Consider the following 24,973-nt stretch of genomic DNA (forward strand, 5'->3'; position numbering starts at 1 on the left):
CAAAGGGTTGTTTAATGGTGTAAAATTTTTCATAAAATTTGGCTCTAAGATCGATTATTAATTCATTTTCTAAAAAATCATCAATCTCACTGGAAAAATTTTCTTTATAAAATTTTTCTATATTAAAATCTTTGATTTTCTCTCCTTGTTTTAATTTATAATAAGGTATTAAATCTTTTGCTAAAATAGGACCAAAAAGATTTGAAAATATTAATACATTTTCATCTATATATTTTTTAGCTATTGCATCTAAACTCTCATAATCTAAATATTCAAAAGCGACACCATTGTATCTTTGAACCGCTTTAGTTGTATCTTTTTTTAATATATCTTGGCTAAGATTATATAGTTCATCTTTGTCTTTGATACCAAAAAATTTTTCAAGAACATTTTCATCACATTCTTTAATAAATTTTTTGTATTTAGAAATTACTTCAAGTCTTTTATTGTCTAACTTGTTAAATATGAATGATTTTTCATTTAAACAACTATGTGTATTTATTTTACTTTTTCCCTCACTAGGTGAAAATAAAATTTTCATAATAAATCCTTTATTTTTTAAAAATTATACAAAATTATTTAAAACACTTGACATTAATTCAAAATTACATTATAATTCAACTTTATTTTTTGCTGGTTTAGCTCAGTTGGTAGAGCAGCTGCCTTGTAAGCAGCAGGTCGGGGGTTCAAGTCCCTTAACCAGCTCCATTGTTAATAGCAGTGTTTGACCAGAAATAAAAAGCATTATTATTCATGGTGAGTTACTCAAGTGGCCAACGAGGGCAGACTGTAAATCTGCTGGCTTTCGCCTTCCGTGGTTCGAATCCACGACTCACCACCATTGCTTTGCGGGAGTAGCTCAGTTGGCTAGAGCATCAGCCTTCCAAGCTGAGGGTCGCGGGTTCGAGTCCCGTTTCCCGCTCCAACCTGATTTTGGTAGAGTGAAACTGGGAGCTGTTTTTAAATTCAGAATTTCTAGCAGTTTCAAATTTCCAAAATTTTATAGTTTATGTTTTTAATTTTTCTGAGCGCTCGTATGGCTCAGAGGTAGAGCACTCCCTTGGTAAGGGAGAGGTCGCGGGTTCAAGTCCCGCTATGAGCTCCATTGATTTCAAAAGATTATAAAACATAAATTAGTATTTGTTTGTAAATTTTATATGGAGGAAAAAGATGGCTAAAGAAAAATTTTCACGTAATAAGCCTCACGTAAATATTGGTACTATTGGTCACGTTGACCACGGTAAAACTACTTTAACAGCTGCTATCTCTGCTGTTCTTTCAAGAAGAGGTTTGGCTGAGCTTAAAGATTATGATAATATCGATAACGCTCCTGAAGAAAAAGAGCGTGGTATTACTATTGCTACTTCTCACATTGAGTATGAAACAGAAAATCGTCACTATGCTCACGTAGACTGCCCAGGTCACGCTGACTATGTTAAAAACATGATTACTGGTGCTGCTCAAATGGACGGTGCTATTCTTGTTGTTTCTGCAGCAGACGGCCCAATGCCACAAACTAGAGAGCACATCTTGCTTTCTCGTCAAGTAGGTGTACCATATATTGTTGTTTTCATGAACAAAGCTGATATGGTTGATGATGCTGAGTTATTAGAATTAGTTGAAATGGAAATTAGAGAATTATTAAGCTCTTATGATTTCCCAGGAGATGATACTCCGATTATTTCAGGTTCAGCTTTACAAGCTCTTGAAGAAGCAAAAGCTGGACAAGATGGTGAATGGTCTAAAAAAATCTTAGATCTTATGGCAGCAGTTGATGAGTATATTCCAACTCCAGCTCGTGATACAGATAAAGATTTCTTAATGCCTATCGAAGATGTATTCTCAATTTCAGGCCGTGGTACAGTTGTTACTGGTAGAATTGAAAAAGGTATTGTTAAAGTTGGTGATACTATTGAAATCGTTGGTATTAGAGAAACACAAAGCACTACAGTAACTGGTGTTGAAATGTTTAGAAAAGAAATGGATCAAGGTGAAGCGGGAGATAACGTTGGTGTTCTTCTTCGTGGAACTAAAAAAGAAGATGTTCTTCGTGGTATGGTTCTTGCTAAACCTAAATCAATCACTCCTCACACTGATTTTGAAGCAGAAGTTTATATTTTAAATAAAGATGAAGGTGGACGCCATACTCCATTCTTTAATAACTATAGACCACAATTTTATGTAAGAACAACTGATGTTACTGGTTCTATCCAACTTGCAGAAGGCGTTGAAATGGTTATGCCGGGCGATAATGTTAGAATTACTGTAAGTCTTATTGCACCAGTTGCACTTGAAGAAGGTACTCGTTTTGCTATCCGTGAAGGTGGCCGTACTGTTGGTTCAGGTGTTGTTTCTAAAATTATTAAATAATTATAAGCGAGATTTAATCTCGCTTTTTAAGGAATAAAAATGAGAATTAAAGTTGGTTTAAAATGTGAAGAGTGCGGTGATATTAATTATAGCACTTTTAAAAATAGTAAAAATACAACTGAAAAGTTAGAATTAAAAAAATATTGCCCAAGATTGAAAAAACATACAATTCATAAAGAAGTTAAATTAAAAAGTTAAGGCTTTTATAAAAAAGCCCTTAGGGCAATAGCTCCAACGGTAGAGCGCCGGATTCCAAATCCGATGGTTGGGGGTTCGAATCCCTCTTGCCCTGCCACAAAATAAGGTAAAATATGGAAAAACTAATAACTTATTTTAAATTGTCAAAAGCTGAATTAGAAAAAGTAATTTGGCCTTTGAAAGAGCAAGTTAGAAATGCTTATATTACAGTTTTTGTAGTTGTTACTGTTGTTTCATTATTTTTAGCATTAGTTGATTTGATTATGTCATTTTCATTATCTAAGATTATAGGATAGAAAAATGAATCATAAATGGTATGCAATTCAAACTTATGCAGGTAGTGAGATGGCTGTAAAAAGAGCCATAGAAAATTTAGTTAGAGATCATGGAATTCAAGAGCAATTATTAGAAGTAATTGTTCCAACTGAAGATGTGATTGAATTTAAAAATGGTAAAGAAAAAATAAGCGAAAGAAGTTTATATTCAGGCTATGTATTTGCTAATATAGACTTATCAACAGAGCTTTGGCATAAAATTCAGTCTTTACCAAAGGTTGGTCGTTTTATAGGTGAAAGTAAAAAACCAACCCCATTAAGTGAAAAAGATATCAATCTTATTTTAGAAAAGGTGAAAAATAAAGCAGCACCTAAGCCTAAAATTTCATTTGATAAAGAAGAAAGTGTAAGAATAACTGAAGGTCCTTTTGCAAACTTTGTTGGTATTGTAGAGGAATATGATATGGTTAGAGGCGTTTTAAAGTTAAATGTTTCTATATTTGGTAGATCAACTCCAGTAGAAATCTTATACTCTCAAGTTGAAAAAATAGTTTGATTATATAGTAAGTAAAGGAGAAAGGTTATGGCTAAAAAAGTCGTAGGAGAAATTAAATTACAAATAGCTGCTACTAAGGCTAATCCATCACCTCCAGTTGGTCCTGCTTTAGGTCAACAAGGTGTTAATATTATGGAATTTTGTAAGGCATTTAATGAAAGAACAAAAGATATGGCTGGTTTTAATATTCCAGTTGTTATTACTGTTTATGCAGATAAAAGCTTTACATTTATAACAAAACAACCACCAGCTACAGATTTAATTAAAAAAGCTGCAGGTATTTCTAAAGGTGCGGATAACCCTTTAAAAAATAAAGTAGGTAAATTAACTAAAGCACAAGTTTTAGAAATTGTAGATAAAAAAATCGCTGATATGAATACAAAAGATAGAGAGCAAGCTGCTAAAATTATCATGGGTTCTGCTCGTTCTATGGGTGTTGAAATCGTAGATTAATACTCTTTACCGCCAAGAGTTTAAAAAGGCGGTAGCACTTTATATAAAATGCGGAGAAAATTGATGTCTAAAAATACTAAAAGATTTACAGAATTATTAAAAAAAATAGATTCAAATAAAAACTATTTAATGGATGAAGCAATAAGCACAGTAAAAACTCTTGCTTCTGCTAAATTTGATGAAACAGTTGAAATTGCTTTAAAATTAAATGTTGATCCAAGACATGCAGATCAAATGGTAAGAGGTAGTGTTGTTTTACCTTGCGGTACAGGTAAAAAAGTTCGTGTTGCTGTTATTGCAAAAGATGCAAAAGCTGATGAAGCAAAAAATGCAGGTGCTGATATAGTTGGTAGCGATGATTTAGTAGAAGAAATTCAAAAAGGTAATATGAATTTTGATGTTTTAATTGCTACACCAAATTTAATGGGTCTAGTAGGTAAAGTAGGTCGTATTTTAGGACCTAAAGGTTTGATGCCAAATCCTAAAACAGGTACAGTAACAATGGATGTTGCTCAAGCTGTTAATAATGCTAAAAATGGACAAGTTAATTTCCGTGTTGATAAACAAGGAAACATCCATGCAGGTTTGGGTAAAGTTAGTTTTACTCAAGAACAATTAAAAGAAAATATGACAGCATTCGTAAAAGCTATTAATAAACATAAACCAGCTGCTGCAAAAGGAAGATATATTAAAAATGCTAGTCTTTCTTTGACTATGAGTCCTTCTCTTTCTCTTGATACTCAAGAATTACTTGATACAAAATAAAATTAATGAGAGTTTTTCTCTCATTAATAAAAATTAGATAAGATAATAACTTTTATCTTATCTAATTTTTATCTTAGATTGGAGATAGCCGAGGTCTTAGGACTTAATTAGATTTTCTGCTCTGCTTGAAATCACCGGTCGGAAAGGAGTAAAGATGACTAAAAGCCAAAAAATTGAACTTGTTTCTAAGCTTGAAGAGGGTTTTAAGGCTAGTGAAGCTGTTGTAGTTTGTAACTACAAAGGTTTAAACACTAAAAAACTTGAAGAGTTAAGAAATAATGCGAGAGAAATGGATGTTAAAGTTCAAATTATTAAAAATACTTTAGCAAGTATTGCTCTTAAAAATGCCGGCAAAGATGGAATGGAACTTAAAGATACAAATATTTATCTTTGGGGTGAAGACCAATTAAATGTTTCAAAAGTTGCTGATAAATTTAGCGAAGCTAATCAAACATTTGAAATCAAAACCGCATTTATTGATGGTGAAGTTGCTTCAGTAGATAAAGTTAAAGCTTTAGCTAAAATGCCTTCTCGCAATGAATTGCTTGCTATGCTTTTGCAAGTTTGGAATGCGCCAATCACCAATTTTACAATTGGATTAAATGCATTAAAAGAAAAAAAAGAAGCTGAATAAAATTTAAAAAGGATAAAAAATGGCAATTACTAAAGAAGATGTATTAGAATTTATTTCTAACCTAAGTGTTCTTGAACTTTCAGAATTAGTAAAAGAATTTGAAGAAAAATTTGGTGTTTCTGCTGCTCCAGTTATGGTTGCAGGTGCTGCTGTTGCAGGTGCTGCTGGCGGTGCTGCTGAAGAAAAAACTGAATTTGACATCGTATTACAAGATGGTGGCGATAAAAAAATCAATGTAATTAAAGTTGTTCGTGCTTTAACTGGTCTTGGACTAAAAGAAGCAAAAGATGCTGTTGAACAAACTCCATCAGTTCTTAAAGAAGGTGTTAGCAAAGCTGAAGCTGAAGAAGCTAAAAAACAACTTGAAGAAGCTGGCGCTAAGGTTGAGCTTAAATAATTTTTTTGTTTTAAAAGAAAGGATTTTATATCCTTTCTTGTTTTCCTTTAATTAGGATTCTTTCTTTCAATACTTTTGCCATGGGGTATAATAATATGTTAAATTCACAATCAGGAAATCGTTTAAGAATAGACTTCTCGAATGTTCCACAACAAATAGACATTCCAAATTTATTACAATTACAAAAGAAAAGTTTTGATTATTTTTTAAACATAGATGCTAAAAATTCAGAAAGTGGAATTGAAAAAGTATTTAAATCTATTTTTCCAATTCATGATCCACAAAATAGATTAAGTTTAGAATATGTAAGTAGTGAAGTAGGTAAACCTAAGTACACTATTAGAGAGTGTATGGAAAGAGGTTTGACTTATTCTGTAAATTTAAAAATGAAAATCCGTTTAACTTTACATGAAAAAGATGAAAAAACGGGTGAAAAAATTGGTATAAAAGATATTAAAGAACAAGAAATTTATATTAGAGAAATCCCTTTAATGACAGATAGAATTTCTTTCATAATTAACGGAGTTGAAAGGGTTGTAGTAAATCAACTTCATAGAAGTCCGGGTGTTATATTTAAAGAAGAAGAAAGTTCTACTGTTGCAAATAAATTAGTATATACAGCCCAAATTATACCAGATCGTGGTTCTTGGCTTTATTTTGAATATGATGCTAAAGATGTGCTTTATGTGCGTATTAATAAAAGAAGAAAAGTGCCTATTACAATTTTATTTAGAGCACTTGGTTATAAAAAACAAGACATTATAAAATTATTTTACCCTATACAAACTATTCATGTTAAAAAAGATAAATTCTTAACTGAATTTAATCCAAATGACTTTTTAGATAGAGTTGAGTATGACTTGAAAGATGAAAAAGGCAATGTAATTCATCAAGCTGGTAAAAGAATGACAAAGAAAAAGGCTGAACAGCTTGTAAAAGATGGGGTTAAATGGGTTGAATATCCAGTTGAAATTTTAACAAATAGATATTTAGCTAATCCTATTATTAATAAAGAAACTGGTGAGGTTTTATTTGATTCTTTAACGCTATTAGATGAGGGAAAACTAGCAAAAATTAAAGAGGAAAAACAGTTTGATATTGCTAATGACTTAGCCAATGGAGTAGATGCTGCTATTATTAATTCTTTCATTCAAGATAATGAAACTTTAAAATTATTAAAACAAACCGAGAATATAGATGATGAGAATGATTTAGCAGCTATTAGAATTTATAAAGTAATGAGACCAGGCGAACCAGTAGTAAAAGATGCTGCAAAAGCTTTTGTAAATGATTTATTTTTCAATCCTGAAAGATATGATCTAACAAAAGTTGGTCGTATGAAAATGAATCATAAATTAGGCTTAGATACGCCTGAATATGTTACGGTTTTAACTAATGAAGATATAGTAAAAACTGCAAAATATTTAATTAAAGTAAAAAATGGAAGAGGTCATATTGATGATAGAGACCATTTAGGTAATCGTCGTATAAGATCAATAGGAGAACTTTTAGCTAATGAACTTCATGTAGGTCTTGCTAAAATGCAAAAATCAATCAGAGATAAATTTACGGCTTTAAATACAGATATTGATAAAGTAATGCCTTATGATTTGATTAATCCTAAGACAATTACTGTAACAATTATGGAATTTTTTACTGGCGGTCAATTATCTCAATTTATGGATCAAACAAACCCATTGAGTGAAGTGACTCATAAACGTCGTTTATCAGCACTTGGTGAAGGTGGTTTAGTAAAAGAAAGAGCAGGTTTTGAAGTACGTGATGTTCATGCAACACATTATGGAAGAATTTGTCCTGTTGAAACTCCAGAAGGTCAAAACATCGGATTAATTAATACACTTTCAACTTATGCTAAAGTAAATGATCTAGGCTTTGTTGAAGCACCTTATAAGAAAGTAGAAAATGGAAAAGTAAGTAATGAAATTGTTTACTTGACTGCTACTCAAGAAGAGGGCTTGGTGATTGCAGCAGCTTCAACTAAAATTGATGAAAAAGGTAATATTGTTGAGGAATTTGTTGAAGCAAGACAAGATGGTGAAACAATCCTAGCAAGAAGAGAAGAAGTACATTTGATTGACCTTTGTTCAGGTATGATAGTAGGGGTTGCAGCGTCATTAATCCCATTCTTAGAGCATGATGATGCAAACAGAGCCCTGATGGGTTCAAACATGCAACGTCAAGCAGTGCCTTTACTAACCGCACAAGCACCTATAGTAGGTACTGGTATGGAAAAAATCATTGCTCGTGATGCTTGGGAGGCTATTAAAGCTAAAAGAGCAGGAATTGTAGAAAAAGTTGACAATAAAAATATTTTTATTTTGGGCGAAGATGAAAATGGTCCATTTATAGATCATTACAAAATGGAAAAAAATCTAAGAACAAATCAAAATACAACTTTTACACAGCATCCAATTGTTAAAAAAGGAGAATTTGTTCAAGCAGGTCAAATCATTGCAGATGGCCCAAGTATGGATCAAGGCGAACTTGCTATTGGTAAGAATGCCTTAATCGCATTTATGCCATGGCATGGGTATAACTATGAAGATGCTATTGTAATTAGTGAGAAAATTTTACGTGAAGATACTTTTACTAGTGTTCATATTTATGAAAAAGAAGTAGAGGCTAGAGAGCTTAAAGATGGTGTAGAAGAAATTACAAAAGATATTCCAAATGTAAAAGAAGAAGATTTAGCGCATCTTGATGAGAGTGGTATCGCTAAAATAGGAACTCATATAAAGCCTGGTATGATTTTGGTAGGTAAAGTTTCACCTAAGGGTGAAGTAAAACCTACACCTGAAGAAAGATTATTAAGAGCTATTTTTGGTGAAAAAGCTGGACATGTTGTAAATAAATCTTTATATGCAACCGCCTCATTAGAAGGTGTTGTTGTAGATGTAAAAATCTTTACTAAAAAAGGTTATGAAAAAGATGCACGCGCTATAAAAGCTTATGATGATGAAAAATTAAATCTTGAAAAAGAACACCATGATAGACTTTTAATGATGGATAGAGAAGAAACTTTAAGAGTATGTTCTTTACTTTCTAAATCAGCTTTAAATTCAGATGAAGAAATAAATGGTGTTAAATATAAAAAAGGCTCTAAAGTAGAAATTACGGAATTAGAAAAAATCAATCGTTTTGCATTAAATTCTTTAGTTAAAGCTTATTCTAAAGAAGTGCAAAAAGAATATGATGATTTAAAAAATCATTTCCAAAATGAGAAGAAAAAACTTAAAACAGAGCATGATGAAAAATTAGAAATTTTAGAAAAAGATGATATTTTACCAAGTGGGGTAGTAAAACTTGTTAAAGTATATATCGCGACTAAGAGAAAATTGAAAGTTGGGGATAAAATGGCAGGGCGCCATGGAAATAAAGGTATTGTATCTAATATTGTTCCAGAAGTTGATATGCCATATTTACCTGATGGAAGACCTATTGATATAGCATTAAATCCTCTAGGGGTTCCAAGCCGTATGAACATAGGACAAATTCTTGAAAGTCACTTGGGGATTGTTGGTATGAGACTAGGTGATCAAATTCAAGAAATTTTTGATAGAAAACAAAAAGATTTTGTAAAAGAATTACGTGAAAAAATTCTTGAAATTTGTAGTGTATCTAGACTTGAATTAGAAAAGAAATTTGTGCAAACTTTAAATGATGAACAGCTTATTTCTTATGCTAGAGATTGGGCTAAAGGAGTGAAATTTGCTACTCCTGTATTTGAAGGCGTAACGGTTGAAGAATTTGGTAGACTTTTTGAAATGGCTAAAATAGCCATGGATGGAAAAAGCGAACTTTATGATGGAAGAACTGGCGAAAAAATGGCAGAGCGTGTACATGTTGGATGTATGTATATGCTTAAATTACACCACTTAGTAGATGAAAAAGTTCACGCAAGAAGTACTGGACCTTATAGTCTTGTAACACAACAACCAGTTGGTGGTAAGGCTTTATTTGGTGGACAAAGATTTGGTGAGATGGAGGTTTGGGCTCTTGAAGCTTATGGAGCAGCTCATACTTTAAGGGAAATGTTAACCATAAAATCTGATGATGTTGAAGGTAGATTTAGTGCTTATAAAGCTTTAACAAAAGGTGAGAATGTTCCAGCAACAGGTATTCCAGAGACATTCTTTGTACTTACAAATGAATTAAAATCTCTTGCTTTAGATGTTGAGATTTTTGATAAGGATGAGAATAATGAGTAAATTTAAACCTATCGAAATAAAAGAAGATGGTAGACCTAGAGACTTTGAAGCTTTTCAATTAAGACTTGCAAGTCCTGAAAAAATCAAATCATGGTCTTATGGTGAAGTAAAAAAACCAGAAACAATTAATTATAGAACTTTAAAGCCTGAAAGAGACGGGCTTTTTTGCGCTAAAATTTTTGGACCAGTAAGAGATTATGAATGTCTTTGTGGTAAGTATAAAAAAATGCGTTTTAAAGGTATTAAGTGTGAAAAATGTGGTGTTGAAGTTACTAGTTCTAAAGTACGCCGTTCAAGAATGGGGCATATTGAATTAGTTACACCAGTAGCACATATATGGTATGTAAATTCTTTGCCAAGTCGTATCGGTACTTTACTTGGCGTAAAGATGAAAGATTTAGAGCGCGTATTGTATTATGAAGCATATATAGTAGAAAATCCAGGTGATGCATACTATGATAATGAAAATACTAAAAAAGTTGAATTTTGCGATGTATTAAATGAAGAGCAGTATTTAAATTTAATGCAGCGCTACGAAAGCAGTGGTTTTAAAGCTAGAATGGGTGGTGAAGTTGTTAGAGATTTGCTAGCAAATTTAGATCTTGTTGAGCTTTTAAATAAATTAAAAGAAGATATTGCAGCAACTAATTCAGAAGCAAAGAAAAAAACTATCATCAAACGCTTAAAAGTGGTGGAAAATTTCTTAAATAGTAATTTAAATACTAATACAAATAGTGATGAAGTAGTTCCAAATCGTCCTGAATGGATGATGATTACAAATTTACCTGTGTTACCACCTGATTTAAGACCTTTGGTAGCTTTAGATGGTGGAAAATTTGCAGTTTCTGATGTGAATGATTTATATAGAAGAGTTATTAATAGAAATACACGTTTAAAAAGACTTATGGAGCTTGATGCACCTGAAATTATCATTAGAAATGAAAAAAGAATGCTTCAAGAAGCAGTCGATGCTTTATTTGATAATGGTAGAAGAGCAAATGCAGTTAAAGGTGCAAATAAACGTCCATTAAAATCTTTAAGTGAAATCATCAAAGGAAAACAAGGTCGTTTCAGACAAAATCTACTTGGTAAAAGAGTGGATTTTTCAGGTCGTAGTGTTATTGTTGTTGGGCCAAAACTTAGAATGGATCAATGCGGCTTGCCTAAAAAAATGGCTTTAGAATTATTTAAACCACATTTGTTAGCTAAGCTTGAAGAAAAAGGTTATGCAACTACTGTAAAACAAGCTAAAAAAATGATTGAAAATAAAACCAATGAAGTTTGGGAGTGTTTAGAAGAGGTTGTTAAAGGTCATCCTGTAATGCTTAATCGTGCACCAACCTTACATAAGCTTTCCATCCAAGCTTTCCATCCTGTGCTTGTAGAGGGTAAGGCAATTCAACTTCATCCATTGGTGTGTGCAGCATTTAATGCTGACTTTGACGGGGACCAAATGGCTGTACATGTACCTTTATCTCAAGAAGCAATAGCTGAGTGTAAAGTATTAATGCTTTCATCTATGAATATCTTGCTTCCAGCAAGTGGTCGTTCTGTGACTGTACCTTCTCAAGATATGGTTTTGGGGATTTATTATCTATCTTTAGAAAAAGATGGTGCTAAGGGTGAGCATAAAATTTGTACAGGTATTGAAGAGGTTATGATTGCTCTAGAAGCAAAATCTTTAGATATTCATGCAAGTATTAGAAGCGTAGTTGATGGAAGAAAAATCACAACAACTGCGGGAAGATTAATCATTAAGTCTATCTTACCTGATTTTGTTCCTGAAAATATGTGGAATAAAGTCATGAAGAAAAAAGATATTGCAGCTTTGGTTGATTATGTTTATAAAGAAGGCGGTCTTGAAGTAAGTGCTAGCTTTTTAGATAAATTAAAAGATCTTGGTTTTGAATATGCAACAAAAGCGGGTATTTCTATTTCAATTGCTGATATTATTGTGCCTGATCAAAAGCAAAAAAGTATAGAAGAAGCTAAAAAACAAGTAAGAGAAATCCAAAATTCATATAATTTAGGTTTGATTACTTCAGGCGAAAGATATAACAAGATTATTGATATTTGGAAAAGCACTAATAATGTCTTATCAAAAGATATGATGGAGTTGATTAAAAAAGACAAAGAAGGATTTAACTCTATTTATATGATGGCAGATTCTGGTGCTAGGGGTTCAGCAGCTCAAATTTCACAGCTTGCTGCGATGAGGGGTCTTATGGCTAAACCTGATGGTTCTATTATTGAAACACCGATCATTTCGAACTTCCGTGAAGGACTAAACGTTCTTGAATATTTCATTTCAACCCACGGTGCTAGAAAAGGTCTTGCAGATACAGCGTTGAAAACAGCAAATGCAGGTTATTTGACAAGAAAACTTATCGATGTGGCGCAAAATGTAAAAGTTACAATGGAAGATTGTGGTGCACATGAGGGTGTTGAGATTAATGAAATTACCGCAGATGGTGTTGTGATTGAAACCTTAGAAGAAAGAATTTTAGGAAGAGTTTTAGCTGAAAATATTATTGACTCTATTACTAATGAGATTTTATTCTCAGAAGGTACTTTAGTAGATGAGGAAAAAGCTAGAATTATTGTTGAAAGTGGAGTAAAGAGTGTAAGCATTAGAACTCCTATTACTTGTAAAGCTAAAAAAGGAGTTTGTTCTAAATGTTATGGTATTAATCTAGGCGAAGGAAAATTAGTTAAACCAGGTGAGGCTGTAGGTATTATATCTGCTCAATCAATCGGTGAGCCGGGAACGCAGCTTACACTAAGAACTTTCCACAGCGGTGGTACTGCTAGTACAGATTTACAAGATCGTCAAGTGGTAGCGCATAAAGAAGGTTTTGTAAGATTTTATAATCTTAATACCTATGAAGATAGACAAGGTAAAACTATAGTGGCCAATCACCGCAATGCTGCTATTTTACTTGCGGAGCCAAAAATCAAAGCTCCATTTAAAGGAACTATCCATATTGAGCATGCATATGAGGATGTGGTGGTTAGCGTTAAAGCAAAAAACAATGAAGCTAAATTTATATTAAGAAAGTATGACTTAGCAAAAGCTAATGAGCTTGCCGGTGTAAGTGGTAATATTGAAGGTAAATTATATATTCCATATAGCGATGGTGCTGAAGTAGCTGAAAATGAAAGTATTGTAGAAGTAATCAAAGAGGGTTGGAATATACCAAACCGTATCCCTTATGCAAGTGAATTGCTAGTAAAAGATGGCGATCCTATCACTCAAGATATTGTAGCTGGTGCAAAAGGTACCTTGAAGTTTTATATGCTTAAAGGGGATGGTTTAGATAGAATTAGAAATCTTAAAAAAGGTGATGTAGTTAAAGAAAAAGGTGTTTTTGTTGTTATTGCTGATGAAAATGATAGAGAAGCAAAAAGACACTATATACCAAGAGATTCTGTGATTGAATTTGATGATAGTACTTTTGTGGATAATCCTAAAACTATCATAGCAAAATCAAGCAAAGAAGATAAAACTATCATTGCTGAATGGGATGCATATAATAATACTGTAATTGCAGAAGTTGCAGGTACAATTAACTTTGAAGATATTGAATCAGGCTATAGTGCTGATGAGCAAATTGATGAAGCAACTGGTAAAAGATCACTTGTTATTAATGAGTATTTACCAAGTGGAGTGCGTCCAGCGTTGTTAATCATAGGTGAAAACGATAAAGTGGTGCGTTATCAACTCGAACCAAAAACTGTTATTTATGTAAACGATGGCGATAAGGTTAAGCAAGCTGATATCTTAGCTAAAACACCAAAGGCAGCAGCTAAATCAAAAGATATTACTGGAGGTCTTCCAAGGGTATCTGAATTATTTGAAGCAAGAAAGCCAAAAAATACTGCTGTTGTGGCTGAAATTGACGGGGTTGTTAGATTTGATAAACCTTTAAGATCAAAAGAAAGAATCATTATCCAAGCAGAAGATGGAAGTAGCGCAGAGTATTTAATTGATAAATCAAAACGCATTCAAGTAAGAGATGGCGAATTTATTCATGCGGGTGAAAAATTAACCGATGGAGTTATTTCAAGTCATGATGTGCTTAGAATTTTAGGTGAAAAAGCATTGCATTATTATCTTATTTCTGAAATTCAGCAAGTTTATCGTGGTCAAGGTGTTGTGATTTCTGATAAGCATATTGAAATCATCGTATCACAAATGCTAAGACAAGTAAAAATTGTTGATAGTGGTCATACAAACTTTATTGTAGGTGATTTGGTTTCAAGAAGAAAATTTAGAGAAGAAAATGAAAGAATTTTAAGATATGGCGGTGAACCTGCTGTAGCTGAGCCTGTGTTGCTTGGGGTTACAAGAGCAGCTATTGGAAGTGATAGTGTGATTTCGGCTGCTTCATTCCAAGAAACAACAAAGGTTTTAACAGAAGCAAGTATTGCAGGTAAATTTGACTATCTTGAAGATCTAAAAGAAAATGTAATCTTAGGTCGCATGATTCCTGTTGGTACAGGTCTTTATGGAGATCAAAATTTAAAGCTTAAACAACAAAATTAATTTTCAATCCTAGCAATTTTGCTAGGATTTTTTAAGTATTTTATGTTTAAAATAATTGATTTAGAACAATATAAAAGAAAAGAACATTTTAACTTTTATACTCAAAATATTCCTTGCTCGTTTGAAATTACTGTTAAATTAGATATTAGTTCTTTTTATTATTTTATTAAAAACAATAATTATGAATTCTACCCTTGTTTTATCCACACTATTAGTAAAAGTATAAATGCTTTTGATAATTTTAAATTTAGTTTAGATCAAAACAAACAACTAATATGTTATGATATTATCCATCCTTCTTATACTATTTTTCATAAGGACTCTAAAACTTTTTCTGTTCTTTGGACTTTCTATAAAGAAAATTTAAATGATTTTTTATCTTTATATGAAGAGGATAAACAATTAATAAAAAACGATAAAAGTATGTTTTTAAAAGAGCCTATAGATAATCTTTTTAATATTTCTGCCATTCCTTGGGTGGCTTTTGAGAATTTTTCTTTACACTTGCCAAAAAAAGAGCAGTATTTCTTTCCTATTATAACAAGTGGAAAGATTATAAAAGAAAATAAAAAAATTCTCATTCCTTTTAGTATTAATGTTAATCATGCCAGCAATGATGCTTATCACATTTATTTGTTTTTAGAAAAACTCCAAGAAAACCTTAATAGTTTATAATTTTATAAGTAAAATTTAGATATTATCCAAAGTTTATTATTTTATTAATGAAAGGAATTACTGTGCCAACCATAAATCAATTGGTTAGAAAAGAGCGCAAAAAAGTTTTAGAAAAATCTAAATCACCAGCGCTTAAAAATTGCCCACAAAGAAGGGGAGTTTGTACTAGGGTTTATACAACAACTCCTAAAAAACCAAACTCAGCGTTAAGAAAAGTTGCCAAAGTAAGACTTACAAGTGGCTTTGAAGTTATTAGTTATATCGGTGGTGAAGGTCACAACCTACAAGAACACAGCATCGTTTTAGTGCGTGGTGGTAGGGTAAAAGACTTACCAGGTGTTAAGTATCACATTGTTCGTGGTGCCTTAGATACTGCAGGTGTTGCAAAAAGAACTGTTTCTCGTTCTAAATATGGTGCAAAACGCCCTAAAGCAGCAGCTAAGTAATAAGATTGCAGACAAATCCGTTAGATTTGATTTTGTTTGAGTAAAATTATAAATTTGAAGGAAAATTATGAGAAGAAGAAAAGCTCCGGTAAGAGAAGTCTTGCCAGATCCGATTTATGGAAATAAAGTAATCACAAAATTCATTAATTCTTTAATGTATGATGGTAAAAAAAGCACAGCTACTACTATTATGTATGGTGCTTTAGAAGCTATCGATAAAAAAGGTGGAGAAAAAAAAGGTATAGAAATTTTTAATGATGCTATTGAAAATATTAAGCCTTTATTAGAAGTTAAATCTCGTCGTGTTGGTGGTGCTACTTATCAAGTTCCAGTAGAAGTACGCCCAGCTAGACAACAAGCTTTAGCTATAAGATGGATTATTTCTTTTGCTAGAAAAAGAAGTGAAAGAACTATGATTGAAAAATTAGCAGCTGAATTATTAGACGCAGCTAACAGTAAAGGCGCTTCATTTAAGAAGAAAGAAGATACTTATAAAATGGCAGAAGCTAATAAAGCATTTGCTCATTATCGTTGGTAAGAGGAGTAAAACATGTCAAGAAGTACTCCTTTAAAAAGAGTTAGAAATATAGGTATTGCAGCTCACATTGATGCTGGTAAAACAACTACTAGTGAAAGAATTCTTTTCTTTACAGGTATGAGTCATAAAATTGGCGAGGTACATGATGGTGCAGCTACAATGGACTGGATGGAACAAGAAAAAGAAAGAGGTATTACAATTACTTCTGCTGCTACAACTTGTTTTTGGAAAAATCACCAAATTAACCTTATAGACACTCCAGGCCACGTTGACTTTACAATCGAAGTTGAAAGATCAATGCGTGTTTTAGATGGTGCTGTTGCAGTATTTTGTTCAGTAGGTGGAGTTCAGCCACAATCAGAAACTGTTTGGAGACAAGCTAATAAATACGGTGTTCCAAGAATTGTTTTTGTAAATAAAATGGATAGAATTGGTGCAAATTTCTTTAATGTAGAAGAGCAAATTAAAAATCGCTTAAAAGGCAACCCAGTTCCACTTCAAATTCCAATTGGTGCTGAAGATAATTTCAAAGGTGTGATTGATCTTATCACTATGAAAGCTTTAGTATGGGAAGATGAAAGCAAACCAACTGATTATGTAGAAAAAGAAATTCCAGCTGAGCTTAAAGAAAAGGCTGAAGAATATCGTGTAAAAATGATAGAAGCGGTTTCTGAAACAAGCGATGAATTAATGGAAAAATATTTAGGTGGTGAAGAGCTTACTCAAGAAGAAATCAAAGCAGGCATTAAAGCAGGATGCTTAAGTCTTTCTATGGTTCCTATGCTTTGTGGTACGGCTTTTAAAAACAAAGGTGTTCAACCATTGCTTGATGCTGTTGTTGCTTATTTACCAGCTCCTGATGAAGTTGCTAATATCAAAGGTGAGTATGAAGATGGTACAGAGGTTTCTGTAAAATCAACTGATGATGGTGAATTTGCAGGTCTTGCATTTAAAATTATGACTGACCCTTTTGTTGGGCAATTAACTTTCGTTCGTGTATATAGAGGAAGTTTAGAAAGCGGTTCTTATGCATATAATTCAACAAAAGATAAAAAAGAAAGAATTGGTCGTCTTTTAAAAATGCACTCTAATAAAAGAGAAGAGATTAAAACTTTATATGCAGGAGAAATTGGAGCAGTTGTTGGTCTTAAAGACACACTAACTGGTGATACCTTAGCAAGTGAAAAAGATAAAGTTATTTTAGAGAGAATGGATTTTCCAGATCCTGTTATTTCAGTTGCTGTTGAGCCTAAAACAAAAGCAGATCAAGAAAAAATGTCTATTGCTTTAAATAAATTAGCTCAAGAAGATCCAAGCTTTAGAGTTTCTACAGATGAAGAAAGTGGTCAAACCATCATTTCAGGTATGGGTGAGCTTCACTTAGAAATTATTGTTGATAGAATGCTTCGTGAGTTTAAAGTTGAAGCAGAAGTTGGTCAACCTCAAGTTGCTTACCGTGAAACTATTAGAAAAACAGTTGAGCAAGAATACAAATACGCTAAACAATCAGGTGGCCGTGGTCAGTATGGCCATGTATTCTTAAGACTTGAGCCGCTTGAGCCAGGTAGTGGATATGAGTTTGTAAATGATATCAAAGGTGGGGTAATTCCAAAAGAATATATTCCAGCGGTTGATAAAGGTATACAAGAAGCATTACAAAATGGTGTTTTAGCGGGATATCCTGTTGAAGATGTTAAAGTAACTGTTTATGATGGAAGCTATCACGAAGTGGATTCTTCTGAAATGGCATTTAAACTTGCAGCTTCTATGGGCTTTAAAGAAGGTGCTAGAAAAGCAGGTGCAGTAATCTTAGAACCTATGATGAAAGTTGAAGTTGAAACTCCAGAAGAATATATGGGTGATGTTATTGGAGATTTAAATAAACGTCGTGGTCAAGTAAATTCAATGGATGAAAGAGGTGGTAATAAAATTATTACAGCATTTTGTCCTTTGGCTGAGATGTTTGGTTACTCAACCGATCTTAGAAGTCAAACTCAAGGTCGTGCTACTTATTCTATGGAATTTGATCACTATGATGAAGTTCCAAAAAACGTTTCTGAAGAAATTATCAAAAAAAGAAACGGTTAATCTATCAAGATGAGCTTATTGCTCATCTTGAATTATTTATGTCCTTTTGAATTAATTAAATTAATTACTCCTTTATTAATTTCATATGCTTTTCCAAAACCTTTAACATATCTTCCATTTTTCAGTATAAGTTGAAATAAATGAAAATCTTTCATATTTTTAATGACTTGAATCACTTCTTTGTTGTTTTCATTTTCATAAGTATTTAATACTTGCTCAAAGAGTTGATTATCTCTTGTTATTTCTATACATTCTATTCTAAATTTAAGTCTTTTTCTTGCAAAGATTGACATGCAATCTTTTTCATCTTCTATAAACATAATTTCTATGTTTTTATTATTGTATTTTACTCCTTCAAAATGCTCAGCAATTTCACTAATATAAATATAAAAGTCATTTTTAATTTTTATAATAGGTGCGTATGAGCATATTGTTTGATTGTTTAAATTTAAAGAAGATATCATAATACTTTTGCATTCTTGCATAAATTGATTAATTTCATCATGTAATTGCATATATTTTCCTTGTAGGTTAGAATGGATAAGATTGAGGACTGTATGAAAGTAAAAGAAGAGTTTATCACTCTTCTTCATCAGTATTTTTGCGTACAACTTTAATGCGTTCTATACTATTTCCATCCATCTTTTTGACTTCATAGTAGCAGAATTCATCTTCTATTCTATCTCCAACTACCGGTAAGCGTCCTAAGAGATTGAAAACATATCCACCTATAGTGACTTGTTCTAGCTCTTCATTAAAGCGTATATCAAGCATTTCTTCTACTTCGCTAATTTCATATCTTCCTTGAAATTCATAAATGTTTTCTGCAAGTTTTTTAAAATGTGGACTAGAATCATCATGCTCATCGTTAATATCTCCAACGATTTCTTCCATAATATCTTCCATGGTTAAAAGTCCAGCTGTGCCACCATATTCATCCACTACTAATGCCGTGTGCACTTGTTCTTTATTCATCATGAAAAGGACTTTAGATATGCTGATATTTTCTGGCACCAAGATCATTTTGATTAAAAAATCATCTAAATTTTTCTTATCTTTGCTAAGTTCGTTTTGCATGATATCTCTAATGTGTACCATACCCAAAATGATATCTTTAGAACCATCTATATATGGAAAGCGTGTGTGTTTGTACTGACAAACTATTTGCATATTTTCCTCATAGCTTTTTTGTTTGTTAAGACATATCATATCTTTTCTAGGTGTCATGATTTCTTTTGCTACTGTATCTGAAAAATCAACAGCATTACGTATGATTTCAGTTTCAAATTCATCCAAAACTCCACCTTTTTGGCTTTCACTTGCAATAAATTTAATTTCTTCTTCAGAGTGGCTTAATTCATGTTCTTTAGCAGGTTTAATACCTATAACTTTTAAAGAAACTGCAGCTAAAAAGTCAAATGTTTTAATGAAAGGTAAGAAAAGTAACCAAAACAAATGTAATGGTCTTGCAACCCATAAAACAGCTTTATCTGCAATAGCGATAGCAACGCTCTTTGGAACTAATTCACCTAATACAACATGCAATAATGTGATAATAGCAAAAGCGATAACAAATGCTATAGTATGAATTAATGCTGGAGCTAAGCCTAAATTTGCCAAAGGAACTTCAAGAATTTTAGCAATAGCAGGTTCACCTATCCAACCAAGAGCAAGAGAGCTTAGCGTAATACCAAGTTGGCATGCACTTAAATAAGTATCTAGTTTTGAAGTGACTTCTAAAGCTTTTTTTGCATTACGTTTTTTTTCTTTTACCATTTCTTCGAGTTTTGATCTACGTACTTTAACAATAGCAAATTCAGATAAAACAAAAAATCCATTTAAAAGCACTAAAGCTAATGCAACAAGAATCATAAAAGTAGAATAGCCTACATCAATTGAGGCAACAGCGGGTAATGTTTGATTTAAGTCTAAAGATTGACTGGGGTCCAAAAAAACTCCTTTAATAAAATTTTTGCAAAATTATATCAAATCAAAACTATAAAATTAGCTTAAAATAAACGACATATTTTAAATTAATTTATGTTTTCTATATTCAATATTTTTTTCAAATTCATCTAAACGTTTATAAATGCTACGCAATTGTGTGATAGTTGTCCAATTGGTGATAAAAATACTAAATGAGGATCTAACTTGATCAAAAGCATTGCCAACTTGTATGATAATTCCAAGTTGTATAAGTCCTAAAAACAAGCTTGGAGCCATGATTAAAAAAGGCACTATAACCATGATTTGCTCAAATAAATAAAGCCATATATTAAAATACCCATAATGCAAAAATAATCTTTTATAATTGATTTTAAGTCCAGTAAATAAACTTAAAATACTTTCATCGCTCGCATAATTTTTTCTATCATCTTCAGCAAAAACAAGTTCTTTTCTAAAAGCAGCTTCAGCTTTTTGATTATTATATTCAAGACCAGGTAATTTAATGCCAACAAACCATGATATAACAAGACCTCCCAAAGAAACCAAAAATGCAATCCATACTAAGGATCCATTAATGTCTTTCAAGATAGGTAAATTAACATGCGCACTTAACATCCACAAAATTGGCACAAAAGCAATTAAAGTCATAATTGCCTTAACAAAAGCCAATCCTAAGCTTTCTATGATTTTTGAAAAATTATAAATATCTTCTTGAATTCTTTGTGAGCTACCTTCTATGTTATCATCTTTTTTTTGCCAAAATTTAATATAATCAAAAGTCATAGCCTCACGCCATTTAAAGGCATAAATACTTCCAAAATATTGTGTGATAGTAGCGATTAATACATAAGGTAATGCTAAATATAAAAATTGTTTAATAAAATGATAAAAGTCATCTATGCTATGATTTTTTGCATCTTGTAAAACATCATAAAATTCCTTATACCATTCATTTATTGCAACATTAATGGAAGTTTGAGCAAGTAAAGAAGCTAGTAAAAAAAACAAACCCAAATAAGCCCACAATGCCCATTTTTTTGAATAAAAAAAAGATTTAAACATTTAAATTTCTTTTAACATTTTTTCATAGTGTTTTATTGTATGTTTTTTTGCTTTAAAAATTATACTAAAAATCACAATAAAACAACTTGCAACTAAAAATCCAGGAATGATTTCATAAATTGCTATAAAATTTGAACCAAAATGTTTATAAAATATAACAGTTAAAGCTCCACTAACCATTCCAGCTATCGCACCTTCTTTACTCATATTTTTATAAAATAAAGAAAATAAAATAACACTTCCAAAGCTTGCACCAAAACCAGCCCAAGCATAAGAAACTATACTTAAAATTTGACTTTGCGTATCAAGTGAAAGTACAAAAGCTACACAAGCAACAGCTAAAACACCTAGACGTGATAATAAAGTAATATTTTTATCATTTGTTTTTCTTTTTAAGATTTGTGTATAAAAATCTTGCACCAAGCTAGAAGCGCACACTAGCAGTTGAGAACTTGCAGTACTCATAATAGCTGCCAATATAGCACTGAGTAAAATTCCTGCCACCCAAGGATTAAAAAGTACTTGAGACATTACAATAAATATTCTTTCAGGGTCATTTAAAGTGAGATTAAATTTAGCTATATAAGCAATACCTAAAAATCCTATCATAGCAGCACCAAATAAAGAAATTACCATCCAAGTTATGCCTATAAAAGTTGCAGTAGGAATTTCTTTTACATTTTTTATAGAGATAAAACGAATTAAAATGTGAGGTTGACCAAAATAACCAAGTCCCCATGCTAGGGTTGATACCACGACTAGCCAACCACCACCGTCTAGGCCAAAGGCTTGAGGTTTTACATCGTTTATAGTAGAAAAGGCTTCGCCAAAGCCACCAAGTTCAAAAATCATTACAAAAGGAATGATGATTAATGAACTCATCATTAAAAGTCCTTGTATCATATCAGTCCAACATACGGCTTTATAGCCACCTAAAAAAGTATATAAAACAATAACTAAAAATCCAATGCTTAAGGCAAAAATATAAGGTAAATTAAATACACTTTCAAAAAGCTTAGCACCACTTACTAATCCAGCGCTAATGTAAATAGTAAAAAATACCAAAATAACTATTGCGCAAATGCTTCTTAAAATATGTCTATCATCATGAAAGCGACTTTCAAAAAAATCAGGAATTGTAATACATTCTTTGGCTATTTGAGAAAAAATCTTTAATCTTTTAGCAACAAAGGTCCAGTTTAAAAACATACCAAAACTTAAGCCTATAGCTATATAAATTTGCCCTAAGCCAGCTGCATATAAAGCACCAGGAAAAGCCATTAAAAGCCAACTACTCATATCAGAAGCACCTGCACTTAAGGCAGATATTACCGGCCCCATGGAGGCATTACCAACAAAATAATCTTTACTGTTTTGATTTTTTTTGTAAAAATAAAAACCTATAAAAAGCATTAAAAATGCATAGGTAATAAAAGTAATAACAATAGGATAAGAAAGTTCTACACTTTGTAAATTCATAAGTGTCCTTAAAAAATTTAAAAAACTATCATTTTACTTGTTTTATTTTAAAAAAACATTATAAAAATTATTTTTTATTTTTTGTTTCAATGCTTTATAAAGTTTTTTTGTTACAATTTTCTAAAAAATTTAAGGAAAAATGATGAAAAATCTTTTGATTATAGGTGCAGGTGGTGTAAGCCGTGTTGCGACTGTAAAATGTGCAATGAATAGTGATGTCTTTAGCAAAATAACTCTAGCAAGTAGAACTAAAAGTAAATGTGATGAAATAGCAGCTTTTATAAAAGAGCGTTTAGGTGTAGAAATTCAAACTGAGCAAATAGATGCAGATGACACTGCTGCTGTTGTAGAACTTATCAAAAAAACAGGAGCTGAAATTTTATTAAATGTGGCTTTACCTTATCAAGATCTTACTTTAATGGATGCGTGTATTCAAACTAATATCCACTATGTAGATACTGCAAATTATGAACATCCTGATTTAGCTAAATTTGAATATAAAGAACAATGGGCAAGAAATGATAAGTTTAAACAAGCAGAAATTTTAGGACTTTTAGGTAGCGGTTTTGATCCAGGTGTTACTAATGTATTTTGCGCTTATGCGCAGCAAAATTTATTTGATGAAATTCATTATATAGATATATTAGATTGCAATGCTGGAGATCATGGCTATGCCTTTGCAACTAATTTTAATCCTGAAATTAACTTAAGAGAAGTTTCTGCTAAAGGTCGTTACTGGGAAAATGGAAAATGGATAGAAACTGAACCTATGGAAATAAAAATGGAGTGGGATTATCCTGAAGTAGGGGTAAAGGATAGTTATTTACTTTATCATGAAGAGCTTGAAAGCTTAGTAAAAAATATCAAAGGCTTAAAAAGAATAAGATTTTTTATGACTTTTGGGCAAAGCTATTTAACTCATATGAAATGTCTTGAAAATGTTGGTATGCTAGGTATTAAGCCTGTTATGCATCAAGGCAAAGAAATAATACCAATAGAATTTTTAAAAACACTACTTCCTGATCCTGCTAGTTTAGGCCCTCGCACTAAAGGTTATACTAATATAGGTTGTGTGATTCGTGGTGTAAAAGATGGAAAAGATAGACAAGTTTATATTTACAATGTTTGCAATCACGAAGAATGCTTTAAAGAAACTGGAGCGCAAGCTGTGAGTTATACTACCGGAGTTCCTGCAATGATAGGAACAAAGTTAATTGCTAAAGGAATTTGGCAAGGAAAAGGCGTGTTTAACATGGAAGAATTTGATGCTAAACCTTTTATGGATGAGTTAAATACTCAAGGACTTCCTTGGAAAATTATAGAAATGGAGCCAAATTTAGGAAAGTAATCTCAAGTCTTTTTTGACTTGAGAAAGTTTTAATAATGACACAATTATTATTAAGTATAGATTGGACACCTTTTTTAGTTTCCATAAAGCTTTCTATTATTACTTGTATAATTTTGTTTTGTTTTTGCATACCTCTTGCTTGGGTTTTTACTTTTAAGCAATTTAGAGCAAAAAAAATTCTAGAAACCATAATAACCTTACCTTTGGTTTTACCACCATCTGTTGTTGGTTTTTACTTGTTGATTTTGTTTTCAAAATACTCTTTTTTGGGTAATTTTTTAGAAAAACACTTTAATATCACTTTAGCTTTTACCTTTGAAGGTTTAGTGATAGCAAGTTGTATTTATTCTTTACCTTTTATGTTTAATCCTTTATATAATGCAATGTCTATGATTTCTAAAAATATTATAGAAGCTAGTTTTTCTTTGGGAAAAAATTCTTTCATCACACTTTTTAAAGTAATCTTACCTAGTATTAAACCAGCTATATTAAGTGCTTTGGTGATAAGTTTTGCACATACTATGGGTGAGTTTGGTATAGTATTAATGATAGGCGGTTCTTTAAGCGGAGAAACAAAAGTAGCTAGTATTGCTATATATGAAAGTATGGAAAATTTAGATTTTACCACAGCCCATATTTATAGTCTCATACTATTAATTTTTAGTTTTATTGTTTTACTAAGTGTGAATCTTCTTAATAAACAAAAAAGATAATATACTTAATCCATTTATTGTTTTCAAGTATTTTGAGTATAAATTTATCTAAATCAAGTTTTATCTTTAATTGTTTGTATTCTCTTTTACTTTCTTATTTATTATCTATATTTAAGATATTATTTTCTTTATATTTGACACGAAATTTTTCATATTTTATAATAACTCATATTCTATCATTTCCCACTATTTTTCTAAAAATTTACCACATGTTATAAACCAATATCCACAGTCCTTTTTTTATCCCCCCCCCT

At 31.7% G+C, this 24,973-nt stretch carries 21 protein-coding genes and 5 tRNA genes; 21 read left to right on the forward strand and 5 right to left on the reverse strand.

Translation table 11 applies throughout. The annotated features are described in order from the left end of the window. The coding region (gene yaaA, locus L8V77_RS06835) for a YaaA family protein (protein WP_263707285.1) at window positions 1-541 on the reverse strand (541 nt) is incomplete at its 3' end. Between the two features lie 91 nt (window positions 542-632). Here yaaA and L8V77_RS06840 point away from each other — a divergent pair. The 19 genes from L8V77_RS06840 to fusA all read left to right on the forward strand — a co-directional run bounded on the left by L8V77_RS06840 (window position 633) and on the right by fusA (window position 18,170). Further along, window positions 633-708: transfer RNA gene (locus L8V77_RS06840), tRNA-Thr, on the forward strand. 47 nt (window positions 709-755) lie between these two features. After that, a tRNA-Tyr gene (locus L8V77_RS06845) sits at window positions 756-841 on the forward strand. A gap of 7 nt (window positions 842-848) precedes the next feature. Beyond that, a tRNA-Gly gene (locus L8V77_RS06850) sits at window positions 849-925 on the forward strand. Window positions 926-1,030: 105 nt separating this feature from the next. Beyond that, window positions 1,031-1,105, forward strand: a tRNA-Thr gene (locus L8V77_RS06855). Between the two features lie 65 nt (window positions 1,106-1,170). Beyond that, on the forward strand, window positions 1,171-2,370 hold the full coding sequence (gene tuf / locus L8V77_RS06860) for an elongation factor Tu (protein WP_039668122.1): 1,200 nt from the start codon (window positions 1,171-1,173) through the stop codon (window positions 2,368-2,370). 39 nt (window positions 2,371-2,409) lie between these two features. Continuing rightward, window positions 2,410-2,568: a 50S ribosomal protein L33 gene (gene rpmG / locus L8V77_RS06865; RefSeq protein WP_012661178.1), complete on the forward strand. Its 159-nt coding sequence runs from the start codon at window positions 2,410-2,412 to the stop codon at window positions 2,566-2,568. A 21-nt stretch (window positions 2,569-2,589) separates the two neighbouring features. Further along, window positions 2,590-2,665, forward strand: a tRNA-Trp gene (locus L8V77_RS06870). Between the two features lie 16 nt (window positions 2,666-2,681). After that, on the forward strand, window positions 2,682-2,864 hold the full coding sequence (secE, locus tag L8V77_RS06875; RefSeq protein WP_263707288.1) for a preprotein translocase subunit SecE: 183 nt from the start codon (window positions 2,682-2,684) through the stop codon (window positions 2,862-2,864). A 4-nt stretch (window positions 2,865-2,868) separates the two neighbouring features. Continuing rightward, window positions 2,869-3,399, forward strand: coding sequence for a transcription termination/antitermination protein NusG (nusG, locus tag L8V77_RS06880; protein ID WP_012661180.1), 531 nt, complete (start codon window positions 2,869-2,871; stop codon window positions 3,397-3,399). 27 nt (window positions 3,400-3,426) lie between these two features. Next, on the forward strand, window positions 3,427-3,852 hold the full coding sequence (gene rplK, locus L8V77_RS06885) for a 50S ribosomal protein L11 (RefSeq protein WP_012661181.1): 426 nt from the start codon (window positions 3,427-3,429) through the stop codon (window positions 3,850-3,852). A 63-nt stretch (window positions 3,853-3,915) separates the two neighbouring features. Then, on the forward strand, window positions 3,916-4,617 hold the full coding sequence (gene rplA, locus L8V77_RS06890; protein WP_039617747.1) for a 50S ribosomal protein L1: 702 nt from the start codon (window positions 3,916-3,918) through the stop codon (window positions 4,615-4,617). A gap of 154 nt (window positions 4,618-4,771) precedes the next feature. Further along, the gene (gene rplJ / locus L8V77_RS06895; RefSeq protein ID WP_012661183.1) at window positions 4,772-5,251 is read left to right on the forward strand and encodes a 50S ribosomal protein L10; all 480 of its coding nucleotides are present in this window, start codon (window positions 4,772-4,774) and stop codon (window positions 5,249-5,251) included. A 19-nt stretch (window positions 5,252-5,270) separates the two neighbouring features. Then, window positions 5,271-5,648: a 50S ribosomal protein L7/L12 gene (gene rplL, locus L8V77_RS06900; protein WP_012661184.1), complete on the forward strand. Its 378-nt coding sequence runs from the start codon at window positions 5,271-5,273 to the stop codon at window positions 5,646-5,648. 95 nt (window positions 5,649-5,743) lie between these two features. Further along, complete coding sequence (gene rpoB, locus L8V77_RS06905) at window positions 5,744-9,877, forward strand: DNA-directed RNA polymerase subunit beta (protein WP_263707290.1); 4,134 nt, start codon at window positions 5,744-5,746, stop codon at window positions 9,875-9,877. Further along, window positions 9,870-14,423, forward strand: coding sequence for a DNA-directed RNA polymerase subunit beta' (gene rpoC, locus L8V77_RS06910; RefSeq protein WP_263707292.1), 4,554 nt, complete (start codon window positions 9,870-9,872; stop codon window positions 14,421-14,423). The genes rpoB and rpoC overlap by 8 nt, the downstream gene beginning before the upstream one ends. Before the next feature lie 42 nt (window positions 14,424-14,465). Next, window positions 14,466-15,098, forward strand: coding sequence for a CatA-like O-acetyltransferase (locus L8V77_RS06915; protein ID WP_263683251.1), 633 nt, complete (start codon window positions 14,466-14,468; stop codon window positions 15,096-15,098). A 62-nt stretch (window positions 15,099-15,160) separates the two neighbouring features. Beyond that, window positions 15,161-15,544: a 30S ribosomal protein S12 gene (rpsL, locus tag L8V77_RS06920; protein WP_012661187.1), complete on the forward strand. Its 384-nt coding sequence runs from the start codon at window positions 15,161-15,163 to the stop codon at window positions 15,542-15,544. A gap of 67 nt (window positions 15,545-15,611) precedes the next feature. Next, on the forward strand, window positions 15,612-16,082 hold the full coding sequence (gene rpsG, locus L8V77_RS06925; RefSeq protein ID WP_012661188.1) for a 30S ribosomal protein S7: 471 nt from the start codon (window positions 15,612-15,614) through the stop codon (window positions 16,080-16,082). A gap of 12 nt (window positions 16,083-16,094) precedes the next feature. Next, the gene (gene fusA / locus L8V77_RS06930) at window positions 16,095-18,170 is read left to right on the forward strand and encodes an elongation factor G (RefSeq protein WP_039668128.1); all 2,076 of its coding nucleotides are present in this window, start codon (window positions 16,095-16,097) and stop codon (window positions 18,168-18,170) included. A gap of 32 nt (window positions 18,171-18,202) precedes the next feature. Here the strand turns inward: fusA and L8V77_RS06935 are convergent, their stop codons facing one another. From L8V77_RS06935 to putP, 4 genes are all read right to left on the reverse strand, one after another. Next, window positions 18,203-18,685 (reverse strand): pyridoxamine 5'-phosphate oxidase family protein, encoded by a 483-nt coding sequence (locus L8V77_RS06935; protein ID WP_263707293.1) that lies wholly within the window; start codon window positions 18,683-18,685, stop codon window positions 18,203-18,205. Between the two features lie 64 nt (window positions 18,686-18,749). Next, entirely contained in the window at window positions 18,750-20,120 is a 1,371-nt protein-coding gene (locus tag L8V77_RS06940; RefSeq protein WP_263707295.1) for a hemolysin family protein, read from the reverse strand. A gap of 78 nt (window positions 20,121-20,198) precedes the next feature. Beyond that, window positions 20,199-21,179 (reverse strand): putative transporter, encoded by a 981-nt coding sequence (locus L8V77_RS06945; protein ID WP_039668130.1) that lies wholly within the window; start codon window positions 21,177-21,179, stop codon window positions 20,199-20,201. Beyond that, window positions 21,180-22,658 carry a sodium/proline symporter PutP gene (putP, locus tag L8V77_RS06950; RefSeq protein ID WP_263707296.1) on the reverse strand — a complete coding sequence of 493 codons (1,479 nt, stop codon included), beginning with the start codon at window positions 22,656-22,658 and terminating at the stop codon, window positions 21,180-21,182. A gap of 142 nt (window positions 22,659-22,800) precedes the next feature. On the opposite strand from putP, the gene L8V77_RS06955 reads away from it, so the two are divergent. Both L8V77_RS06955 and modB read left to right on the forward strand, forming a co-directional pair. Then, on the forward strand, window positions 22,801-24,006 hold the full coding sequence (locus tag L8V77_RS06955; protein WP_263683256.1) for a saccharopine dehydrogenase family protein: 1,206 nt from the start codon (window positions 22,801-22,803) through the stop codon (window positions 24,004-24,006). A 35-nt stretch (window positions 24,007-24,041) separates the two neighbouring features. Next, window positions 24,042-24,719: a molybdate ABC transporter permease subunit gene (modB, locus tag L8V77_RS06960; RefSeq protein WP_263679660.1), complete on the forward strand. Its 678-nt coding sequence runs from the start codon at window positions 24,042-24,044 to the stop codon at window positions 24,717-24,719. Window positions 24,720-24,973 lie beyond the last annotated feature (254 nt).

Source organism: Campylobacter sp. IFREMER_LSEM_CL2127 (assembly GCF_025771745.1).
In the GTDB taxonomy this organism is placed as follows: domain Bacteria; phylum Campylobacterota; class Campylobacteria; order Campylobacterales; family Campylobacteraceae; genus Campylobacter_D.

Excerpts from the sequence above, each read along its gene's own strand:
- rplA (WP_039617747.1), top strand. The coding sequence starts at position 3,916 with ATGTCTAAAAATACTAAAAGATTTACAGAATTATTAAAAAAAATAGAT.
- putP (WP_263707296.1), bottom strand. The coding sequence starts at position 22,658 with ATGAATTTACAAAGTGTAGAACTTTCTTATCCTATTGTTATTACTTTT.
- rpoB (WP_263707290.1), top strand. The coding sequence starts at position 5,744 with ATGTTAAATTCACAATCAGGAAATCGTTTAAGAATAGACTTCTCGAAT.
- tuf (WP_039668122.1), top strand. The coding sequence starts at position 1,171 with ATGGCTAAAGAAAAATTTTCACGTAATAAGCCTCACGTAAATATTGGT.
- L8V77_RS06945 (WP_039668130.1), bottom strand. The coding sequence starts at position 21,179 with ATGTTTAAATCTTTTTTTTATTCAAAAAAATGGGCATTGTGGGCTTAT.
- rpoC (WP_263707292.1), top strand. The coding sequence starts at position 9,870 with ATGAGTAAATTTAAACCTATCGAAATAAAAGAAGATGGTAGACCTAGA.
- nusG (WP_012661180.1), top strand. The coding sequence starts at position 2,869 with ATGAATCATAAATGGTATGCAATTCAAACTTATGCAGGTAGTGAGATG.
- L8V77_RS06955 (WP_263683256.1), top strand. The coding sequence starts at position 22,801 with ATGAAAAATCTTTTGATTATAGGTGCAGGTGGTGTAAGCCGTGTTGCG.
- rpmG (WP_012661178.1), top strand. The coding sequence starts at position 2,410 with ATGAGAATTAAAGTTGGTTTAAAATGTGAAGAGTGCGGTGATATTAAT.
- secE (WP_263707288.1), top strand. The coding sequence starts at position 2,682 with ATGGAAAAACTAATAACTTATTTTAAATTGTCAAAAGCTGAATTAGAA.
- L8V77_RS06915 (WP_263683251.1), top strand. The coding sequence starts at position 14,466 with ATGTTTAAAATAATTGATTTAGAACAATATAAAAGAAAAGAACATTTT.
- modB (WP_263679660.1), top strand. The coding sequence starts at position 24,042 with ATGACACAATTATTATTAAGTATAGATTGGACACCTTTTTTAGTTTCC.
- rplJ (WP_012661183.1), top strand. The coding sequence starts at position 4,772 with ATGACTAAAAGCCAAAAAATTGAACTTGTTTCTAAGCTTGAAGAGGGT.
- rplK (WP_012661181.1), top strand. The coding sequence starts at position 3,427 with ATGGCTAAAAAAGTCGTAGGAGAAATTAAATTACAAATAGCTGCTACT.
- rplL (WP_012661184.1), top strand. The coding sequence starts at position 5,271 with ATGGCAATTACTAAAGAAGATGTATTAGAATTTATTTCTAACCTAAGT.
- L8V77_RS06935 (WP_263707293.1), bottom strand. The coding sequence starts at position 18,685 with ATGCAATTACATGATGAAATTAATCAATTTATGCAAGAATGCAAAAGT.
- rpsG (WP_012661188.1), top strand. The coding sequence starts at position 15,612 with ATGAGAAGAAGAAAAGCTCCGGTAAGAGAAGTCTTGCCAGATCCGATT.
- fusA (WP_039668128.1), top strand. The coding sequence starts at position 16,095 with ATGTCAAGAAGTACTCCTTTAAAAAGAGTTAGAAATATAGGTATTGCA.